Origin of the sequence: Nocardia sp. NPDC051463, from assembly GCF_040681975.1 — a bacterium.
Lineage (GTDB): Bacteria > Actinomycetota > Actinomycetes > Mycobacteriales > Mycobacteriaceae > Nocardia.
This window is the reverse complement of record NZ_JBFBAB010000007.1, coordinates 91965-108606: the sequence shown is the minus strand read 5'-3', so window position 1 is coordinate 108606 and position 16642 is coordinate 91965. Positions and strand designations below refer to the sequence as shown.

The window sequence follows — 16642 nt, the reverse complement described above, 5'->3', positions numbered from 1 at the left end:
CATTGCAGATGTGCTCATTTCTTCTCCCAGCGATGCGTCCGACCCCACGGTAGAGAACCTAGCGTGTCCCCGCCCGATGGCCCCATGAACACCGTCACTATGCGGTGTATCAGACACTTTTGCACATTGTCTTCCGCGCGCGAGCACCGCATGCTCTCCGCTGGAGTTCCACCGTCCCACGGGCAGTATCGGACGCGCTCGAACAAGCGAATGCCCAGTCGCCGCACACCGATGAGACTGCCCTGCGAGTATTGAGTGCATGGGTTCACCGGATGTCACGCCCGCTGGCCGCGACGGGGACACGCAAGCCGCGCTGCCCGCAAGCACCGAGATACTCGTCGTCGGTGCGGGACCGGCGGGTTCCGCGGCAGCGGCGTGGGCCGCGCGGGCGGGCCGCGATGTGCTGCTCACCGACTCCGCCGTCTTCCCGCGCGACAAAACCTGCGGCGACGGCCTGACCCCGCGTGCGACGGCAGAGCTAGAGCATCTCGGCCTCGGCGACTGGGTGCGCGCACACACGGTGAATCATGGCCTTCGCATGACGGGCTTCGGTCGCGAGGCACTGCTGCCGTGGCCGAGCGGTTCCTTCCCGACCTACGGAAGTGCTATTCCCCGAACCGAACTCGACGACAAACTGCGCGAGACCGCGGTCAAGTCCGGCGCACGGATGCTGGACGGCACGAAGGTGGTCGATGTCACCCGCGAGGGCGACCGGGTCACCGCGGTGACGGTCGAGACGGCCGAGGGCACCCAGTCGATCGGCTGCCGCACGCTGATCGTGGCCGACGGTGTGCGTTCGCCGATCGGCAAACTGCTCGGCCGCACCTGGCATCGGGAGTACGCCTACGGCGTCGCCGCCCGCGCCTACATCAAGTCCGCGCGCAGCGACGATCAGTGGATCACCTCACATCTGGAGCTGCGCGACGCGAACAACGAACTGGTCCCTGGTTATGGGTGGATATTCCCGCTCGGCAATGGCGAGGTGAATATCGGCGTCGGATCGTTGGCCACGCAGAAGCGGCCCTCGCATATCGCACTGAAACCGCTGCTGGAGCACTACACCTCGCTGCGGCGCGACGAATGGCGATTCGAAGGTTCGCTGCGGGCCGTCGCCTCGGCGCTGCTGCCGATGGGCGGCGCGGTCTCGAATGTGGCCGGAGGCAACTGGGTGCTGATCGGCGATGCGGCGGGCTGCGTGAACCCGCTCAACGGCGAGGGCATCGACTATGGCCTCGAAGGCGGGCACATGCTTGCCGGGCTGCTCGACGAGCCGGACCTCACCAGGCTCTGGCCGGAGCTGCTGCGCGCCCGCTACGGGCGGACCTTCTCGGTGGCGCGGCGGATCGCCGGCCTGGCCACCCATCCGCGCATGGTTCCGATGGGCGGTCCGCCGGTGATGCGGTCGAAGTATCTGCAGCGCACCGCGGTTCGGGTGATGGGCAACCTGGTCACCGACGAGGACCTCGACATGACGGCGCGGGCCTGGCGTGCCGCGGGCCGGGCGTCCATGCGCTTCGACGAGCTCGCACCGTTCAGCTGACACCATGACCGGGCTGCCTGCGCTGTATCTACTACCGCACCTGCGGCGGGCGCGGGACCTTGCGGATCGGCACTACGCTGAGCCGTTGAACCTCGATGAATTGGCCGCTACGGCAGGGGTTTCCAAGTTCCATTTCCTGCGGGCGTTCGCGGCGGTGTACGGAAAGACGCCTGCGGCCTATCTGGCCGAGCGGCGCATCGAGCGTGCCCAGGATCTGCTACGCGCGACGAATCTGACGGTGACCGAGGTCTGCATGCTGGTCGGCTACAGCAGTCTCGGGTCCTTCAGCAGCAAGTTCCGGCAGCTGGTCGGTTCGACGCCGTCGCAGTACCAGGCCGAATTCGTCGACGGGGCGCCGCGAATTCCCGGGTGCTACGTGTTCATGCACGGGCTGTCGGATCGCACACCGCCGAGCTGACCGACTCCGCAATTTCGGAGAAGCCCGGGCACGTAGTGCGGCAATAGCCTGTACTCATGACAAGCATTTCGAACGTCTCACTGGTCACCGTGTACGTCACCGACCAGGACGCCGCCAAGCAGTGGTACCTCGATAAGTTGGGATTCATCGAGGTCAGCGACGTGACCATGGGCGAAAACGGCTTTCGCTGGGTCAGCGTCGCACACCCCGATCACACCGAACTCGAAGTGACGCTGATGATTCCCGGCCCGCCGCTGGACGACAATCTCGCCGAAGCGATCAGGCGGGCGCTTGCCAACGGCACCCACGGCGCGCTCGGCCTGAAGACCGAGGACTGCCAGAAGACCTTCGAGGAGCTCACCGCCAAGGGCGTCGAGTTCATCCAGCCGCCCGCGCAGCGGCCCTACGGGACGGAGGCGATCATTCGCGACAACTCCGGCAACTGGTTGGTACTGGTGGAGCCGAAGGAATTCGACCCGCAGGCCTTCGCGTAGTGAACGTGACGCGCCGACCCGACGGGCCCCGGCCGGAGCCGGGGCGACGGACGACGAAGATCGGTTCAAATCAGGCGGTGGCCTGGGCGGCCAACCACTCCTGACAGAACTTGCGCTCGCTGTTGAGCACCCGATGGAACAACTGCTCGGCAAGCGGCTCGATGGCGCCGCCGACCAGCGGCACTTTCACCTGCACCGAGCCGACGACCTCGATCTCCGACCCCTCGGCCGTCGGGCGCAGCTCGTAGTTCCCCGACATCTCCGTGGTGATGCCACCGGTGGAGCCTTCGAAAGTGCCCTTGGCGATCTCGCCCTCGAGCGCCTGCCAGTTATCGGTGCGCGAAAGCACCAGTTCGCTCTTGAGCACCTTGTCGACGATGCTGGGAACCTTGTCCTGGCTTGCCTTTTCGGTCATGTGAATACGAATCGTCCCCTCGCCGCCGGGGTGCGACAGGTCGATCCTTGCGGTCTGGGCGTCCGCGAAGCGCGCTGCCCAGACGGCATCGGTGGTGAGTGCCCGGTGAAGATCTTCGACCGGGACTGTGTATTGCACGGTGAAGCTGAATTTTCGGGACATGGGCGCACACGGTATCCGAAGTGGCAAGTAGCCTGTTGCAGTGCCGGAAACCAGCCAGTCCGAAAGGCGGTCGATCCGCCTACGGCGGGCCAGGATCAGCATCCTCACGGTCGCGATCGTCCTCACTACCCTCGTTGTCCTGCTCGTGCTCGCGGCTTGGCGCAACGACTATCTGATCAGCTCCGACAAAGGCGTGACCACCGCCGAAGTGCTCTCCGCGGGCCGATTGCGCTCGGCGGTCATGTACGTCACACCGGACGGTGAGACGCATAACCCGAAGGTCGGGGTGCTCTATCCGACCAATCTGACCGCGGGCGAGCGGATCAATGTGGAGTACAACCGTAGCGATCCGGACCTGGTCCGCGTGGCGGGACGCGACGCGAGCGTCGCCGTACTGCCCGCGCTCTCGGTGATCGTGGTGGTGTGGTTGATCGCACTGCCGACGCTGTGGATACTGTTGCGCGTCGGCAGGCGCAGAGCGAAACCGACGCCGGCTCGCTGACCGGCCCGGCCCCGACATTTCGCCGGAACTTTCCGTCCTGGTCACGTCGGCGTGACGACATGGCGCGGTGTACCGGTCAGTCTCGAGTGGTGCGAGTAGCCATCGTTGCGGAGTCGTTCCTGCCGAATATGAACGGCGTCGTGAATTCCGTGCTGAAGGTGCTGGACCATCTGGACCAGTACGGCCACGAGGCGCTCGTGGTCGCCCCCGATACTCCGCGCGGGCAGCCGACCGCCCCGCGGTTCTACGGTCGCTTCCCGGTGCACCGAGTCCCCGCGGTGATGGTGCCGAAGATCAGCTCCCTGCCGGTCGGCCTGCCGCAGCCGGGCATCACCGCCGCCATCGCCGATTTCGACGCGGATGTGGTGCACCTGGCCTCGCCGTTCCTGCTCGGCGCCGGTGGGCTGGCCGCCGCACTGCGATTGGACCTGCCCACAGTGGCCGTTTATCAGACCGACGTCGCCGGGTTCGCCACAAGCTATGGGCTCGGATTGGCCAGCCGCGCGGCCTGGGGGTGGACCCGCCGCATCCACGAGGGCGCCACCCGCACGTTGGCGCCCTCGCGGGCCGCCGCGGAAGATCTCGCGCGGCACGGTATTCCGCGGGTGCACCGGTGGGGTCGCGGCGTCGATATCGCCCGGTTCACCCCGTCGGCGCGCCGGGAAGAACTGCGCGAAGCCTGGCTGTCGGGGCAGCGGAAGCTGATCGTCGGGTTCGTCGGGCGGCTGGCTCCGGAAAAACATGTCGAACGGCTCGCGGTGCTCGAGCGCGACCCCGATATCCAGCTGGTGATCGTCGGCGATGGACCGCAACGGGCTCGACTGGCCCGGATGCTGCCGACCGCGGTGTTCACCGGCGAGCTCGGCGGCGACGAATTGGCGCAGGCCTACGCCGGCCTGGATGTGATGGTGCACGCAGGCGAGCACGAAACGTTCTGTCAGGGCGTACAGGAAGCACTGGCCGCCGGGGTTCCGGTGATCGGCCCGGACGCGGGCGGTCCGCGTGACCTCATCGCGCACTGCCGCAACGGATACCTGCTCCCGGTCGATCGCTTCACCGAACTGCTGCCCAGCGCCATCGGCGCGCTCCACGATCCGACGTTGCGAACCCGATTTGCCGCCGCCGCCCGCAAGTCGGTGCTGCGACGCACCTGGCCCGCGATCTGCACCCAATTGATGGGCCACTATGCGGCTGTGGCGGGACAGCAGATCCGACTGCCACACACCGCCTGATGACACCGGCCGGACGAAGTCGGTCACCAATCGCGCCGGGCCGAGCGTAGGCAAAGCAGCCGCCTGACAACACCCGCCGACGAAGTCCGTCACCGATCGCGCGGGGCCGAGCGCAGGAGCGTGACCCTCGGGAACCGGGTACGGGCCTGGTCCGCGGCAGTTGTGCCCGGGATCATGGCCGGTGCGGACTGGACGGCGCGTTACTGTCGAGGGGTGGCGAAAATAGAGCAGCGGGAATCGGTTCGGGCCTCGCTGGACAAGCAGCCGCGCGAGGTCGCGTCGATGTTCGACGGGGTCGCGAAGCGGTACGACCTGACCAACACCGTCATTTCCCTGGGTCAGGACAGATACTGGCGCTGGGCGGTGCGCAAGGCGCTGGCGGCACGACCGGGTGAGCGTGTGCTCGACCTCGCGGCAGGCACCGGGATCTCCACGCTCGACCTCGCGAAATCCGGCGCCTGGTGTCTGGCGGCCGACTTCTCCCAGGGCATGCTCGCCGCGGGCAAGTTCCGCGATGTGCCGATGGTCGCGGCCGATGCCACCGCGCTGCCCTTCGCCGACAATTCTTTCGATGCGGTGACGATCTCCTACGGACTCCGCAATATTTCCGAAAGCGAGCAGGCGCTGCGCGAGATGCTCCGGGTCACCAAGCCCGGCGGCAGGCTGCTGGTCTGTGAGTTCTCCACGCCGATCGTTCCGGTCTTCAGCACTGTGTACATGGAGTACCTGATGAAGGCGCTGCCGAAGGTGGCACGCGCGGTCAGCAGCAATCCGGATGCCTATGTGTACCTGGCCGAATCCGTCCGCGCCTGGCCGAATCAGCGGCAGCTTGCCGTGCGGATCGCCGACGCGGGCTGGTCGGCGGTGAAATGGCGCAATTTGTCCGGCGGCATTGTCGCGATGCATCGCGGATACAAGCTCTGACGGTTGTGCGGTGACCGCACTCACACCGTGTTTCGGCCGAGATGGTTACGGTGCGGTTACCGCCGATATCGCCGGTCAAATGTGGCATTCACCTGGCCGGACGGGCCATCACGAGACACCAGGACGCACACCTCACCGCTCTCGGCCCCCGCTGTGAGGAAAATTGTCATCTGGCGATAACGCTGGGTAAATAGGCCGCAACCGGTCATCGCCATGATCGAGGCATGTCGGACGCAGTGACAGGGAGCGCGCCGGGCACAGCCAGGACGGCGTGCTCATACTGCGGTGTCGGCTGCGGCATCACGGTGCAGACACGAACCGACGCGAGTGGTGCGACGGTGATCGCGAAGGTGAGCGGCGACAAACTGCATCCCGCGAACGCAGGCAGGCTGTGCACCAAGGGCGCCACCCACCTGGATCTGATGCGGACGCCGGGACGGATGGAAACCGCCTACCGGCGGCCTGCGCGCGACCAGGCGCCGGTGCCGGTGTCGGTCGAGGAAGCCGTGCGCGAGGCCGCGGCACGGCTGCGGGCCATCCTGGACGAGCACGGACCAGACGCGATCGCGCTGTATGTATCCGGGCAGATGTCGCTGGAAGCGCAATACTTGGCGACGAAGCTCGCCAAGGGATATCTACGCACCATCCACCTCGAGGCCAATTCGCGGCTGTGCATGGCCAGCGCCGGGACCGGGTACAAGCAGTCGCTCGGCGCCGACGGGCCGCCCGGATCCTATGACGACTTCGAGCACGCCGACCTGTTCTTCGTGATCGGCGCGAATATGGCCGACTGCCATCCGATCCTGTATCTGCGGATGGTCGATCGCATCAAAACGGGCGCGAAGCTGATCGTCGTCGATCCGCGGCGCACCGACACCGCGGCACGCGCCGACCTGTTCTTACAGCTCGCGCCGGGCACCGATCTGGCACTGCTGAACGGGCTGCTGCATCTGCTCGTCGAAAACGGTGACATCGACGAGGAATTCATCGCCGAGCACACCGAAGGCTGGGCATCGATGCCCGAATTCCTCGCCGACTACACCCCGGAGAAGGTCGCCGAGATCACCGGCCTGGCCGTGGCCGACATCCACACCGCCGCACGCTTGATCGGCGAGGCAGGCGAATGGATGTCGCTGTGGACGATGGGACTCAACCAATCCACCCACGGCACCTGGAACACCAACGCTCTGTGCAACCTGCACCTGGCCACCGGCGCTATCTGCCGTCCGGGCAGTGGACCGTTCTCCCTCACCGGTCAGCCGAATGCCATGGGTGGTCGCGAAATGGGGTACATGGGTCCGGGTTTACCCGGCCAGCGCAGCTTGCTCGCCCCCGCCGATCGGGCCTTCGTGGAGACCGCGTGGGGCATCGAGCCCGGCACACTGCGCACCGAGGCCGGGCCGGGCACCATCGATATGTTCGGTCAGCTGTCGGACGGCAGCATCAAGGCCGCGTGGATCATCTGCACCAATCCGGTTGCCACCGTCGCCAATCGGAAGACGGTCATCGCGGGACTCGAGGCCGCCGAACTGGTGATCGCCCAGGACGCCTACACCGAGACCGCGACCAATGCCTATGCCGATCTGCTGTTACCCGCGACCCTGTGGGCCGAAGCCGATGCGGTGATGGTGAATTCCGAACGCAACGTCACGCTGTTGCAGCGGTCGGTCGATCCGATCGGCGCGGCACGTCCGGACTGGCTGCTGATCGCGCAGGTGGCCACCGCGATGGGATTCGACGGCTTCGACTTCTCCTCCAGTGCCGAGGTTTTCGCCGAGATCCGCGGGTTCGCCAACCCCGCAACCGGCTACGACCTGCGCGGGATGAGCTTCGAGCAGCTGCGTGCCGGACCGATGCAGTGGCCGTGCGCCGAGCCCGGCGCACGGCGCAACCCGATCCGGTATCTCAACGACGGTGTCAGCCAAGAGCTTTTCGTCGACGAGGCGGGCCATCGGCCACGACTGGCGTTCGCGACGCCGAGTCGTCGCGCGGTGTTCTGGCCGCGCCCGCACCTGACTCCGGCGGAAATGCCCGACGACGACTATCCGTTCGTCCTCAATACCGGCCGGTTGCAGCATCAATGGCACTCCATGACAAAGACCGGCAAGATCGCCGCGCTGACCAAGTTGAACGGGCAGCCGTTCGTCGAAGTCCATCCGGCGGATGCGCAACGGCTCGGCATTCAGGCGGGCGATCAGCTCGAAATAGCCTCGCGACGTGGGCGAGCGGTGCTGCCTGCGCAGATCAGCGACCGGGTGCGGCCCGGCGATTGCTTTGCGCCGTTCCACTGGAACGACGAGCAGGGTGAGTATCTGACCATCAACGCGGTGACCAACGACGCTGTCGACCCGGCATCTCTGCAACCAGAGTTCAAGGCGTGCGCGGTGTCGTTGCGCCGGGTCGCGCCGGTGCCTCGCTCCGCATCGCCTGCCGCGCCCGCATCTCCGGCGATGCCGGATATTTCCGGATCGCCGTCCGCCCTGTCCAACCAAGCAGCCGCCTTCCCCGACATCCACCCGTTGGCCATCGCGCTCGGACTGGACGCGGCAACGACACCGACCCTCTCCGAGCACGAACGCATCTACCTCGCCGGATACCTCTCGGCGTTGCAATCGATCCCGGTCACCGGACAGCCGGTGCTGCCCGAGTCCGCACCACTGTCTCAGCACAGTCGACTCTGGATCGACGGACTGCTCGCAGGCATGTACTCCCGCGCCGCGGCCGCCACCACGACGACCGACGACCTCGCCGCCCAGCCGTCGATCACCATCCTGTGGGCCTCGCAAACCGGCAACGCCGAGGAACTCGCGGCGACCACGGCCGCACGCCTCGCCGACAACGGCTATCTGCCGAGACTGCTGGACATGGATTCGTGCGAGCTGAGCGGGCTGACCGGCGATGTGTTGTTGATTACCAGTACCTTCGGCGACGGCGGACCGCCGGACAACGGCACCGACTTCTGGAGCCGCCTCGACAACAGCGCGGCCCGGCTGACCGGCGTGCGGTACGCGGTGCTCGCACTCGGCGACTCCTCCTATGACGACTTCTGCGGGCATGGACGCAGACTGGACCAGAAATTCGCCGAACACGGTGCGACCCGGCTGGTTGCACGCGTCGACACCGAACCCGACTTCGAAGAGCCCGCGGCGCAGTGGCTCGACAATGTCCTTGCCGCACTCGGCGGCTCGTCGACCGACGGACTGTCCGAGACGGACACCCCACCGACGCCGGGGCCGAGTGCTCCTGCCCCGGCTCGGACCGCGGTGCGCGCAGGCGGAGCGAGCACGCTGGTGCTGACCCGTACACCCGTGCTCGATCGCACCCAGCGCGCCGCGCCCGCACTCTTCACCCGCAATGCGCCGGTCGCCGCCCCGCTGGTGCGCAACGAACCACTCTCGCGCGCCGGATCCTCGAAAGAGGTGCGGCAGTTCGGGTTCGATCTGCGCGAACTGGAGGCCGTTTACGAGGTCGGCGATTCGCTGGGGGTGTGGCCCGCCAACTGCGAGTCGCTCGTCGCGGAGTGGCTCGAGACAACTGGGCTGGACGGCCGCAGGGTCGTCGAGGTCGACAACAGGGAATTGCCGCTGGCCGAGGCGCTGCGCACCCACTACGACATCACCCGGGTCGGCCAGGATCTGCTCGGTTTCATCGCCGAGCGCAACCACAGCATTCAGCTGGCCAAGCTGCTGCGCCGCGACAATCGCAACGAGCTCGACAAATACCTCTGGGATCGGCAGGCCGTCGACGTACTGCGCGACTTCCCGGTACGGGCCGACCTCGTCGAATGGCTCGGCGCCGTGAAAAAGCTACAGCCGCGTCAGTATTCGATCTCCTCCAGCCCGCTGGTCAGCCCGGACGAGGTGCAGCTCACCGTCGGGATCGTCCGCTACGGCGATCCGGCGGCGACCGGATCCGCGGCCCGCCGCGGCGGGGTGTGCTCGACATTCCTGGCCGATCGCGGCACCGCGGTCCCGATCTTCCTGCACCGGTCCCCGCATTTCCGGCCGCCACTGGACCCGACTGCGCCGATGATCATGGTCGGTCCCGGCACCGGCATCGCCCCGTTCCGAGGCTTCCTCCAGGAGCGACGCGCGCTCGGCTGCACCGGCCGCAACTGGCTGTTCTTCGGCGACCAGCATGCCGCCGAGAACTTCTACTATCGCGCCGAGTGGGAAGACATGTTCCGTGCCGGCTTCCTCACCCGGCTCGATCTCGCCTTCTCCCGCGACCAGCGTGAGCGAATCTACGTGCAGCACCGGATGATCGAGCACGGCGCGGAGCTGTGGTCCTGGCTGCGCGACGGTGCCTACTTCTACGTCTGCGGCGATGCCGCGCGGATGGCCAAGGACGTCGACGACGCCCTGCTGCGCATCGCCCGAATCCACGGCAAGCTCGACGAGGACGGCGCGTTGGCCTTCAAGAAGCAATTGGTCGCCGAGAAGCGCTACGTTCGCGACGTCTACTGATACCGCATCGGGGCACCGTTGGACGGTGTCCCGATGCCGTTTCTCCTACACCGCGGGCGGGTTGAGCCGGGCGAAGTCGGGCAGCCGGTAGTACGGGTAGTACGGGTAGGGCGGTGTGGTCGCGCTGGCCTTGTCGAGCCGGGAGATCTGGTCGGCGGACAGGTGCCAGCCGACGGCGCCGAGATTCTGGCGCAGCTGTTGCTCGTTGCGGGCGCCGACGATCACGGTTGCCACGGTGGGTCGGCTCAGCAGCCAGTTGAGTGCGATCTGCGGGACCGTCCTGCCGGTTTCCGCGGCGAGCTCGTCGAGTACGTCGACCACGTTGTAGAGGTGCTCGTCGTCGACCGGCGGACCAGCCTCGGCTGTCTGATGCAGTCGGCTGCCATCCGGAAGCGGTTGGCCGCGACGGATTTTGCCGGTCAGCCTGCCCCAGCCCAGTGGGCTCCAGACCACCGCACCGACACCCTGATCCTGGCCGAGGGGCATCAGCTCCCACTCGTAGTCGCGGCCGACCAGCGAGTAGTACACCTGGTGCGCGACGTAGCGGGTCAGACCGTTCCGGTCGGCCGCGGCCAGGGATTTCATCAGCTGCCAGCCCGCGAAGTTGGAGGCGCCGAGGTAACGAATCTTGCCCGCGCGCACCAGATCGTCCAGTGCGGCAAGGACTTCCTCGACCGGGGTGTGCGCATCGAAGGCGTGCAGCTGGAACAGGTCGATGTAGTCGGTTCCCAACCTGCGCAGCGATCCCTCGACCGCTCTGATGAGCCGGGCCCGCCCAGAACCCGCGTCGTAAGGGCCTGGACCAGTCGGCAGACTAGCCTTCGTCGACAGCAGCAGCTGGTCGCGGCGCCCCTTGATAGCCGCGCCGAGCACTTCTTCGGAGGCGCCGTCGGAGTAGACATCGGCCGTGTCGAACATGGTGACGCCTGCTTCCAGGCTGATGTCCACCATGCGACGGGCCTGTTCGGCATCGGTGTCGCCCCAGGCGCTGAAGAGTTCGCCACGACCACCGAAGGTGCCCGCGCCGAAACTCAAGGCCGGGACGAGCAAACCTGATGCGCCGAGCCGCCGGTACTCCATGATGACTCCTAAAGGGTCTATAGTTCCGTTAACATGTGGAACAGTACACCCGACGCGCCATAAATGAAACTGGAGTCCCGTTATGACCTCCGAAGAGCTCACCCCCGGCTCGGTCCGCCCTGGTGGCCGCACCGCACGCGTCCGCGAGGCCGTGCTGCAAGCAGCGGGCGATCTGCTGGCCGAACGCGGCTTCGCCCACCTGGACCTCGCCGAGGTCGCCGCACGGGCCGAGGTCGGCAAGACCACCGCATACCGCCGCTGGCGCACCCCGACCGGACTGGTCATCGATCTGCTCGCGGACATGGCCGAACAGTCGCTGCCGCACGCCGACACCGGCTCCCTGCTCGGCGATTTGACCGCGAATGCCCGGCTGGTGGCCAAGACGTTGACCGACCCGCGCCAAGGCAGGCTCTTCCAGGCCGTCATCTCCGCCGCGACCTGTGACGACACCGCCGCCACCGCCCTGCACCGCTTCTACGACATCCGCCTCACCGAATGGTCCCCCTGTGTACGAGCCGCGATCACCCGCGGTGAGGTTCCCGAAGGCACCGATGCGCGCGCGGTCCTCTCCGCGGTCTCGGCGCCCCTGTACTACCGCTTGCTCGCCTCGGGCGACCCCATCGATGACCTCGCGGCGACAACGGCCGCCCGCGCCGCGACGAGTGCCGCTGCGGCGGGCCTGTTCGTGGCCGCCGCGCGGTGATCCGGCACGGCGTGTCCGCTCCTCGCGCCCGCCGTCGCAATCAAGTCGTAGCCACGAAAAGTGCTGGAAAAGCGGATAATTGGGAGATGAAGGGTGATCGTGTAGAGGTGGTCGTCGACTTCGGCGACGGGTCTCGAAGCTATGAAGTGGTCGCGACAAGGGCGGGCAGGCGCGTAGAGGTTCGGATCGCGCGCGGCGTCGTCGAAGTCAGCGAAGTGACGAGGACCGGAGGCGCGGTGCGCACCGCGCGGTTCATGGCGAACCGGACGCTGGCGCTGGTGGAGTACCCGGCGAACGGAACCGGTGCGATCGAGGGCGAGTAGCGGGGTTGCCGCATCGCGCGCGGCGGAGCATTCTCGATGCGTGTCCGACTGTTGTCCTACTCCGTCATGGGTGATCCACGCCGGAGGCACCAGCGGAGAGGAGCGAACGAATGACCGATCGCAACACGTCCCGCGCCATGGACGTGGTTCCGGAAGCCGATCTCGCCGAACAATCCGTGCCGGCCTATCCGGACGAAATCGTCGACGAGACCGATGAACAGGAGATTGCCGCAGCGGTCGATCGGGACGCGTTGAGCGCGGACCCGGCCGACATCGTCGAGCAATTGACCGCGGTACCGCTGGAGGACGACCACGACACCGGCCCCGCCTACTGACGCGCTAGGGCGCGATCTTGGCGCGCACCGTGGCATGCAGCTCGCGCAGGCTGGACCGTTCGGTCACCACCTCCAGCACCCGTGTTCCGTGGGCCCGTCCGCTCAGCTCGACGGCCAACTGCTCGGGATCGACCTGACGGTGCGGAATGCGGTACGCGGCGCACAGCGCGGCCAGATCCATTCCGTGCGGGGTGCCGAACACTCGCTCGAAGACACCGGCGTACTGCGGGTCGCCCTGTTCGAGCAGTTCGAAGATGCCGCCGCCGTCGTCGTTGGCGACCACGATGGTGAGGTCGGCGGGGCGGGGTTCACCGCGCCCGATCAGTAGGCCGGATGCGTCGTGCAAGAAGGTGAGGTCGCCCATCAGCGCGATGGTGCGGCCCTCGTGGTGCAGTGCCGCACCGACCGCGGCCGACACCGTGCCGTCGATGCCCGCGACGCCGCGGTTGGACAGCACCCGGACGCCGGGCCGGGGAGGCGAGACGAGCGCCGCGTCGCGAACCGGGTTCGACGCGCCGAGCAGTAGTTGATCGCCCTCGCGCAGCGCATCCATCACCACGGCGGCCACATGCAGGCCGGTCGGCTTCGGGTGCGCGGCGAGTTCGGCGCGCACCACCTCGTTCGCCCGCGCGTTCAGTTCCCGACAATTGGCCAGCCATTCCGGCCTCGGTGCGCCGGTGACCAGCGCGCGAGTGCCGGTCCCGACGACATTGCCCGAGACATCGGGCCAGCGCGGCCCGGTGGTCAGCGCGAAAACGGTGACGTCCGGATCGGCGAGCACTCGCGAGACCTGCCGGTGCAGGGTGGGGCGGCCGGTGATGATGGCCTGCTGCGGCTTCAGCAGTGGCAGCGCGAGCGGGTGTAGTGCGGGGCCGTGCATGGGGGCCGTCGGCTCGGCGACGGTCGGCAGTGCCGACAGCTCGGGTCGCAGGCCCGCTCCATGCCCGGAAATAACGACGGTGTCGGGCGTCAGGTCGATGTCCAGCGGCACATCGAGCGTTGCGTACTGGGTGAGCGTCCAGGCTCGGCCGCCCGCACGGCCGGCAGGCGCGGATTCGCCCGGTGCGAGGTCGGGCACCAGCGGCTCACGCAGCGGGATATCGAAATGCACCGGGCCCGCGTTGCCGGAGCGGGTGCCGCGGGCCGCGGCGAGCACCCGGCAGACCGCCGAGCGCCACAGGCTGTTCTGGTGCCCGTAGGGCGCGTACTCGGCGTTGGCGGATTCGTCCTCGGCGAGGCCCAGACTGATGGTGGCGCGGACCTGGCTACCGAAAAGGCCGAGCTGTTCCACCGTCTGGTTGGCGCCCGAACCGAGCATCTCGTAAGGCCGGTTCGCACTGAGTACCACGAGCGGCACCCGCGCGTAGTTGGCCTCCAGCACCGCGGGCCCGAGATTGGCCACCGCGGTCCCCGACGTCATGACGACCGGCACGGGCAGCCTGCTCGCGACCGCGAGCCCGACCGCGAGGAATCCGGCCGTCCGTTCGTCGATGCGCATGTGCAGCCGGATCCTGCCCGCCGCGTCGGCCGCTTGGAGCGCGAAGGCCAACGGAGCGTTGCGTGACCCCGGACACAGAACGACGTCCCGCACACCCCCGCGCGCGAGTTCGTCGACGACCACCTGCGCTTGTGCTGTAGACGGATTCACGACTCCAGCCTCTCAGACAGTTGCCCCGACGTCTCCGTCGCCCTGCTCACACACGTGTGTTCGAGTGGGTTTTCGCCGCCCGCGTCCACCACCGGACGCGGGCGGCGCAGAAGCGCGCACACCCCGAATCGGCGCTGCCGATATCGGTCGGTGTGCGACGCGCGCTGCCGAAATCAGTTGGCGTGCTTCTGAACCAGATCGCCCAGCCGCGGCAGGGCCTCGATGACGTTCTTCTTGGCCGAGGAACGCATCGAGGAGTAGACCTTCTTCAGCGCGGGCCTGGTCGAGGAGTCGGCCCGCTCGTCGGTGACGGTGAGCAATGCCTCGGCGACCTCGTCGGACTTGGCGACCAGCAGGTCGGCGAATGAGCCTGCGCCGTTGGCCGTGTACTCCTGCCAGAACGGCTCCAACTGTGCGACGAGCTTGGGCGCCAAGGACTCCAGCGCGTCAGGCACGATGGACGGGCTGATCTTCTTGACCGCCGCGTATCCACCCTTGACTGCCAGGCCAGACGCACCACCCTTGTCCGACACCTCGGCGTCCAGAACCTCCTTGGCGTCGGCAAGGAAGGCCGTGCGCTTGGCGTCGTCGAGCAGGGATTCAGACAGTGCTGCAACCACTTTCAGGTTCCTCCGGATAGATGTCGATGAACGAGCGGTGGCAACTATACGCACTGGTGCGTAAGGTCACACGGCACTGACCCGGCTCAGGGCTGCCATGGCAGCAACTGCACCATGAGTCCTTCACAATCCGCGAGCACATTGTCCTGCTCATCGAGCAGCTCCGCGGTGATGAAAGTTTTGCGTCCTTCGATCCGATCGACCCGCCCCCGCACCGTGAGCGGCGTCTCCAGCGGAGTGATTTTCCGGTAGTTGACGTGCAAATACGCGGTTCTGCTTATCGGCCTGCCCGCGTAGTGCACGATCATGCCGAGCAGGTCATCGAACAGCAGCGGCAGCACGCCGCCGTGCGCGGCGCCGTTGCCACCGAGATGGAAGCGACGAAATTCACCGGTCATCCGGATGCCGTCGGGACCGGCCTCGGCCACCTGCCACGGCAGCAGCAAAAGGCTGCCGCGCCCTGGCAATTCGACCGCGCGGCCCGCGGGCCCCTGTAGCTCGGGCGCGCGGTAGGGCTCCAGCAGATCAATCAGCTGCCGCGCCCGCGCGAGCGCTTCGCCGAAGACGTCGTCGGTGGCGTCGACGGAGACGGCCAGATCCTGCAAGGTGCGCATCGCCTCGACGAACGGCCCGAAATTGGACCCGATCTGCGCGCGGGAGACCTTGGGAAAGCCCCCGTGCTTCTCGTACCGGGATTCGTCCACCGCGCTCCGGTCGATAACCGGTTTCACTCGCTCGCTCATACCTGCACGGTAACGCGTAGTTTTACACCGTCAAGTCGAAGAATCCGATGATCGGGAACCGGCCATGGGAACTCGCTGGCAGCCGACCCGAGGCCGGGGGCAATAATCACTGACGTGACGTTCAATCCGAAGCTGTGGCGGCCCGTACCCGGGTTCGAGAACCTGACCGACATCACCTACCACCGGCATATCGAGCAGGGCACCGTTCGTGTCGCGTTCGATCGTCCGGAGGTGCGCAATGCGTTCCGGCCGAACACCGTCGACGAGCTCTATCGCGCGCTCGACCACGCCAGGATGACCCCCGACGTCGGTGCGGTTCTGATCACCGGCAACGGGCCCGCGCCGAAGGACGGCGTCTGGGCCTTCTGCTCCGGCGGCGATCAGCGCATCCGCGGCCGCAACGGCTACCAGTACGCCAGCGGCGAGACCGCCGACACAGTCGACCAGGCGCGAGCGGGCCGACTACACATCCTGGAGGTGCAGCGCCTGATCCGCTTCATGCCGAAGGTGGTCATCGCGCTGGTCAACGGCTGGGCCGCGGGCGGCGGGCACAGCCTGCACGTGGTCTGCGACCTGACGCTGGCCAGTCGCGAACACGCCCAGTTCAAGCAGACCGACGCCGATGTCGGCAGTTTCGACGGCGGCTACGGCAGCGCCTATCTGGCGAAAATGGTCGGCCAGAAATTCGCACGGGAAATCTTCTTTCTCGGCCGCCCGTACACCGCGGAGGAAATGCATCAGATGGGTGCGGTGAACAAGGTCGTCGATCACGCCGAGCTGGAAAATGTTGCGCTGGAATGGACTGCCGATATCAATGGCAAATCCCCACAGGCCCAACGCATGCTGAAATACGCGTTCAATCTCCTCGATGACGGGCTGGTCGGCCAGCAGCTCTTCGCCGGTGAAGCCACCCGCATGGCCTACATGACCGACGAGGCCGTCGAGGGTCGCGATGCGTTCCTGGAAAAGCGGAAGCCCGACTGGACCCCGTATCCCTGGTACTTCTGACCACCGCCGGGTCGCATTTATCGGACTAA

General features: G+C 67.0%; 16 protein-coding genes. 11 read left to right on the top strand and 5 right to left on the bottom strand.

Going from position 1 to position 16642, the window contains the following annotated elements; translation table 11 throughout:
- The first annotated feature begins 259 nt into the window (after positions 1-259).
- From AB0M74_RS12805 to AB0M74_RS12795, 3 genes are read left to right on the top strand one after another with little or no spacing between them, the layout of a single operon-like run.
- Positions 260-1540 (top strand): geranylgeranyl reductase family protein, encoded by a 1281-nt coding sequence (locus tag AB0M74_RS12805; RefSeq protein WP_364905656.1) that lies wholly within the window; start codon positions 260-262, stop codon positions 1538-1540.
- A gap of 4 nt (positions 1541-1544) precedes the next feature.
- Positions 1545-1958: an AraC family transcriptional regulator gene (locus AB0M74_RS12800; RefSeq protein ID WP_364905653.1), complete on the top strand. Its 414-nt coding sequence runs from the start codon at positions 1545-1547 to the stop codon at positions 1956-1958.
- 56 nt (positions 1959-2014) lie between these two features.
- On the top strand, positions 2015-2452 hold the full coding sequence (locus AB0M74_RS12795; RefSeq protein WP_364905650.1) for a VOC family protein: 438 nt from the start codon (positions 2015-2017) through the stop codon (positions 2450-2452).
- Positions 2453-2522: 70 nt separating this feature from the next.
- On the opposite strand, the gene AB0M74_RS12790 is transcribed toward AB0M74_RS12795, so the two are convergent.
- On the bottom strand, positions 2523-3029 hold the full coding sequence (locus AB0M74_RS12790; protein WP_364905648.1) for a DUF2505 domain-containing protein: 507 nt from the start codon (positions 3027-3029) through the stop codon (positions 2523-2525).
- A 40-nt stretch (positions 3030-3069) separates the two neighbouring features.
- Between AB0M74_RS12790 and AB0M74_RS12785 the strand changes: the two genes are divergently transcribed.
- From AB0M74_RS12785 to AB0M74_RS12770, 4 genes are all read left to right on the top strand, one after another.
- Positions 3070-3531 (top strand): DUF3592 domain-containing protein, encoded by a 462-nt coding sequence (locus AB0M74_RS12785; RefSeq protein ID WP_364905646.1) that lies wholly within the window; start codon positions 3070-3072, stop codon positions 3529-3531.
- 89 nt (positions 3532-3620) lie between these two features.
- Positions 3621-4763, top strand: a complete 1143-nt coding sequence (locus AB0M74_RS12780) for a glycosyltransferase family 1 protein (RefSeq protein ID WP_364905644.1) — start codon at positions 3621-3623, stop codon at positions 4761-4763.
- A gap of 213 nt (positions 4764-4976) precedes the next feature.
- Positions 4977-5687 carry a demethylmenaquinone methyltransferase gene (locus tag AB0M74_RS12775; RefSeq protein WP_364905641.1) on the top strand — a complete coding sequence of 237 codons (711 nt, stop codon included), beginning with the start codon at positions 4977-4979 and terminating at the stop codon, positions 5685-5687.
- 224 nt (positions 5688-5911) lie between these two features.
- On the top strand, positions 5912-10153 hold the full coding sequence (locus tag AB0M74_RS12770) for a bifunctional nitrate reductase/sulfite reductase flavoprotein subunit alpha (protein WP_364905638.1): 4242 nt from the start codon (positions 5912-5914) through the stop codon (positions 10151-10153).
- A gap of 45 nt (positions 10154-10198) precedes the next feature.
- Here the strand turns inward: AB0M74_RS12770 and AB0M74_RS12765 are convergent, their stop codons facing one another.
- Positions 10199-11233 (bottom strand): aldo/keto reductase, encoded by a 1035-nt coding sequence (locus AB0M74_RS12765; RefSeq protein WP_364905636.1) that lies wholly within the window; start codon positions 11231-11233, stop codon positions 10199-10201.
- 82 nt (positions 11234-11315) lie between these two features.
- On the opposite strand from AB0M74_RS12765, the gene AB0M74_RS12760 reads away from it, so the two are divergent.
- The 3 genes from AB0M74_RS12760 to AB0M74_RS12750 all read left to right on the top strand — a co-directional run bounded on the left by AB0M74_RS12760 (position 11316) and on the right by AB0M74_RS12750 (position 12594).
- Positions 11316-11936, top strand: coding sequence for a TetR/AcrR family transcriptional regulator (locus AB0M74_RS12760; protein WP_364905633.1), 621 nt, complete (start codon positions 11316-11318; stop codon positions 11934-11936).
- A gap of 86 nt (positions 11937-12022) precedes the next feature.
- Positions 12023-12259 carry a hypothetical protein gene (locus AB0M74_RS12755; RefSeq protein ID WP_364905631.1) on the top strand — a complete coding sequence of 79 codons (237 nt, stop codon included), beginning with the start codon at positions 12023-12025 and terminating at the stop codon, positions 12257-12259.
- 110 nt (positions 12260-12369) lie between these two features.
- Positions 12370-12594: a hypothetical protein gene (locus AB0M74_RS12750; RefSeq protein ID WP_364905628.1), complete on the top strand. Its 225-nt coding sequence runs from the start codon at positions 12370-12372 to the stop codon at positions 12592-12594.
- A 4-nt stretch (positions 12595-12598) separates the two neighbouring features.
- On the opposite strand, the gene menD is transcribed toward AB0M74_RS12750, so the two are convergent.
- The 3 genes from menD to AB0M74_RS12735 all read right to left on the bottom strand — a co-directional run bounded on the left by menD (position 12599) and on the right by AB0M74_RS12735 (position 15605).
- Complete coding sequence (gene menD / locus AB0M74_RS12745; RefSeq protein ID WP_364905626.1) at positions 12599-14242, bottom strand: 2-succinyl-5-enolpyruvyl-6-hydroxy-3-cyclohexene-1-carboxylic-acid synthase; 1644 nt, start codon at positions 14240-14242, stop codon at positions 12599-12601.
- Between the two features lie 173 nt (positions 14243-14415).
- Positions 14416-14862 (bottom strand): hypothetical protein, encoded by a 447-nt coding sequence (locus AB0M74_RS12740; RefSeq protein WP_364905624.1) that lies wholly within the window; start codon positions 14860-14862, stop codon positions 14416-14418.
- A gap of 86 nt (positions 14863-14948) precedes the next feature.
- Positions 14949-15605: a PaaI family thioesterase gene (locus tag AB0M74_RS12735; protein ID WP_364905621.1), complete on the bottom strand. Its 657-nt coding sequence runs from the start codon at positions 15603-15605 to the stop codon at positions 14949-14951.
- Between the two features lie 114 nt (positions 15606-15719).
- On the opposite strand from AB0M74_RS12735, the gene AB0M74_RS12730 reads away from it, so the two are divergent.
- A complete protein-coding gene (locus AB0M74_RS12730; RefSeq protein ID WP_328406592.1) occupies positions 15720-16613 on the top strand; it encodes a 1,4-dihydroxy-2-naphthoyl-CoA synthase in 894 nt (297 codons plus the stop codon).
- The last annotated feature ends 29 nt before the right edge of the window (positions 16614-16642 follow it).

Bases quoted from the DNA above. Each gene is read 5' to 3' on its own strand.
- AB0M74_RS12765 (WP_364905636.1), bottom strand. From the start codon at position 11,233: ATGGAGTACCGGCGGCTCGGCGCATCAGGTTTGCTCGTCCCGGCCTTG.
- AB0M74_RS12755 (WP_364905631.1), top strand. From the start codon at position 12,023: ATGAAGGGTGATCGTGTAGAGGTGGTCGTCGACTTCGGCGACGGGTCT.
- AB0M74_RS12735 (WP_364905621.1), bottom strand. From the start codon at position 15,605: ATGAGCGAGCGAGTGAAACCGGTTATCGACCGGAGCGCGGTGGACGAA.
- AB0M74_RS12750 (WP_364905628.1), top strand. From the start codon at position 12,370: ATGACCGATCGCAACACGTCCCGCGCCATGGACGTGGTTCCGGAAGCC.
- AB0M74_RS12805 (WP_364905656.1), top strand. From the start codon at position 260: ATGGGTTCACCGGATGTCACGCCCGCTGGCCGCGACGGGGACACGCAA.
- AB0M74_RS12790 (WP_364905648.1), bottom strand. From the start codon at position 3,029: ATGTCCCGAAAATTCAGCTTCACCGTGCAATACACAGTCCCGGTCGAA.
- AB0M74_RS12760 (WP_364905633.1), top strand. From the start codon at position 11,316: ATGACCTCCGAAGAGCTCACCCCCGGCTCGGTCCGCCCTGGTGGCCGC.
- AB0M74_RS12800 (WP_364905653.1), top strand. From the start codon at position 1,545: ATGACCGGGCTGCCTGCGCTGTATCTACTACCGCACCTGCGGCGGGCG.
- AB0M74_RS12770 (WP_364905638.1), top strand. From the start codon at position 5,912: ATGTCGGACGCAGTGACAGGGAGCGCGCCGGGCACAGCCAGGACGGCG.
- AB0M74_RS12795 (WP_364905650.1), top strand. From the start codon at position 2,015: ATGACAAGCATTTCGAACGTCTCACTGGTCACCGTGTACGTCACCGAC.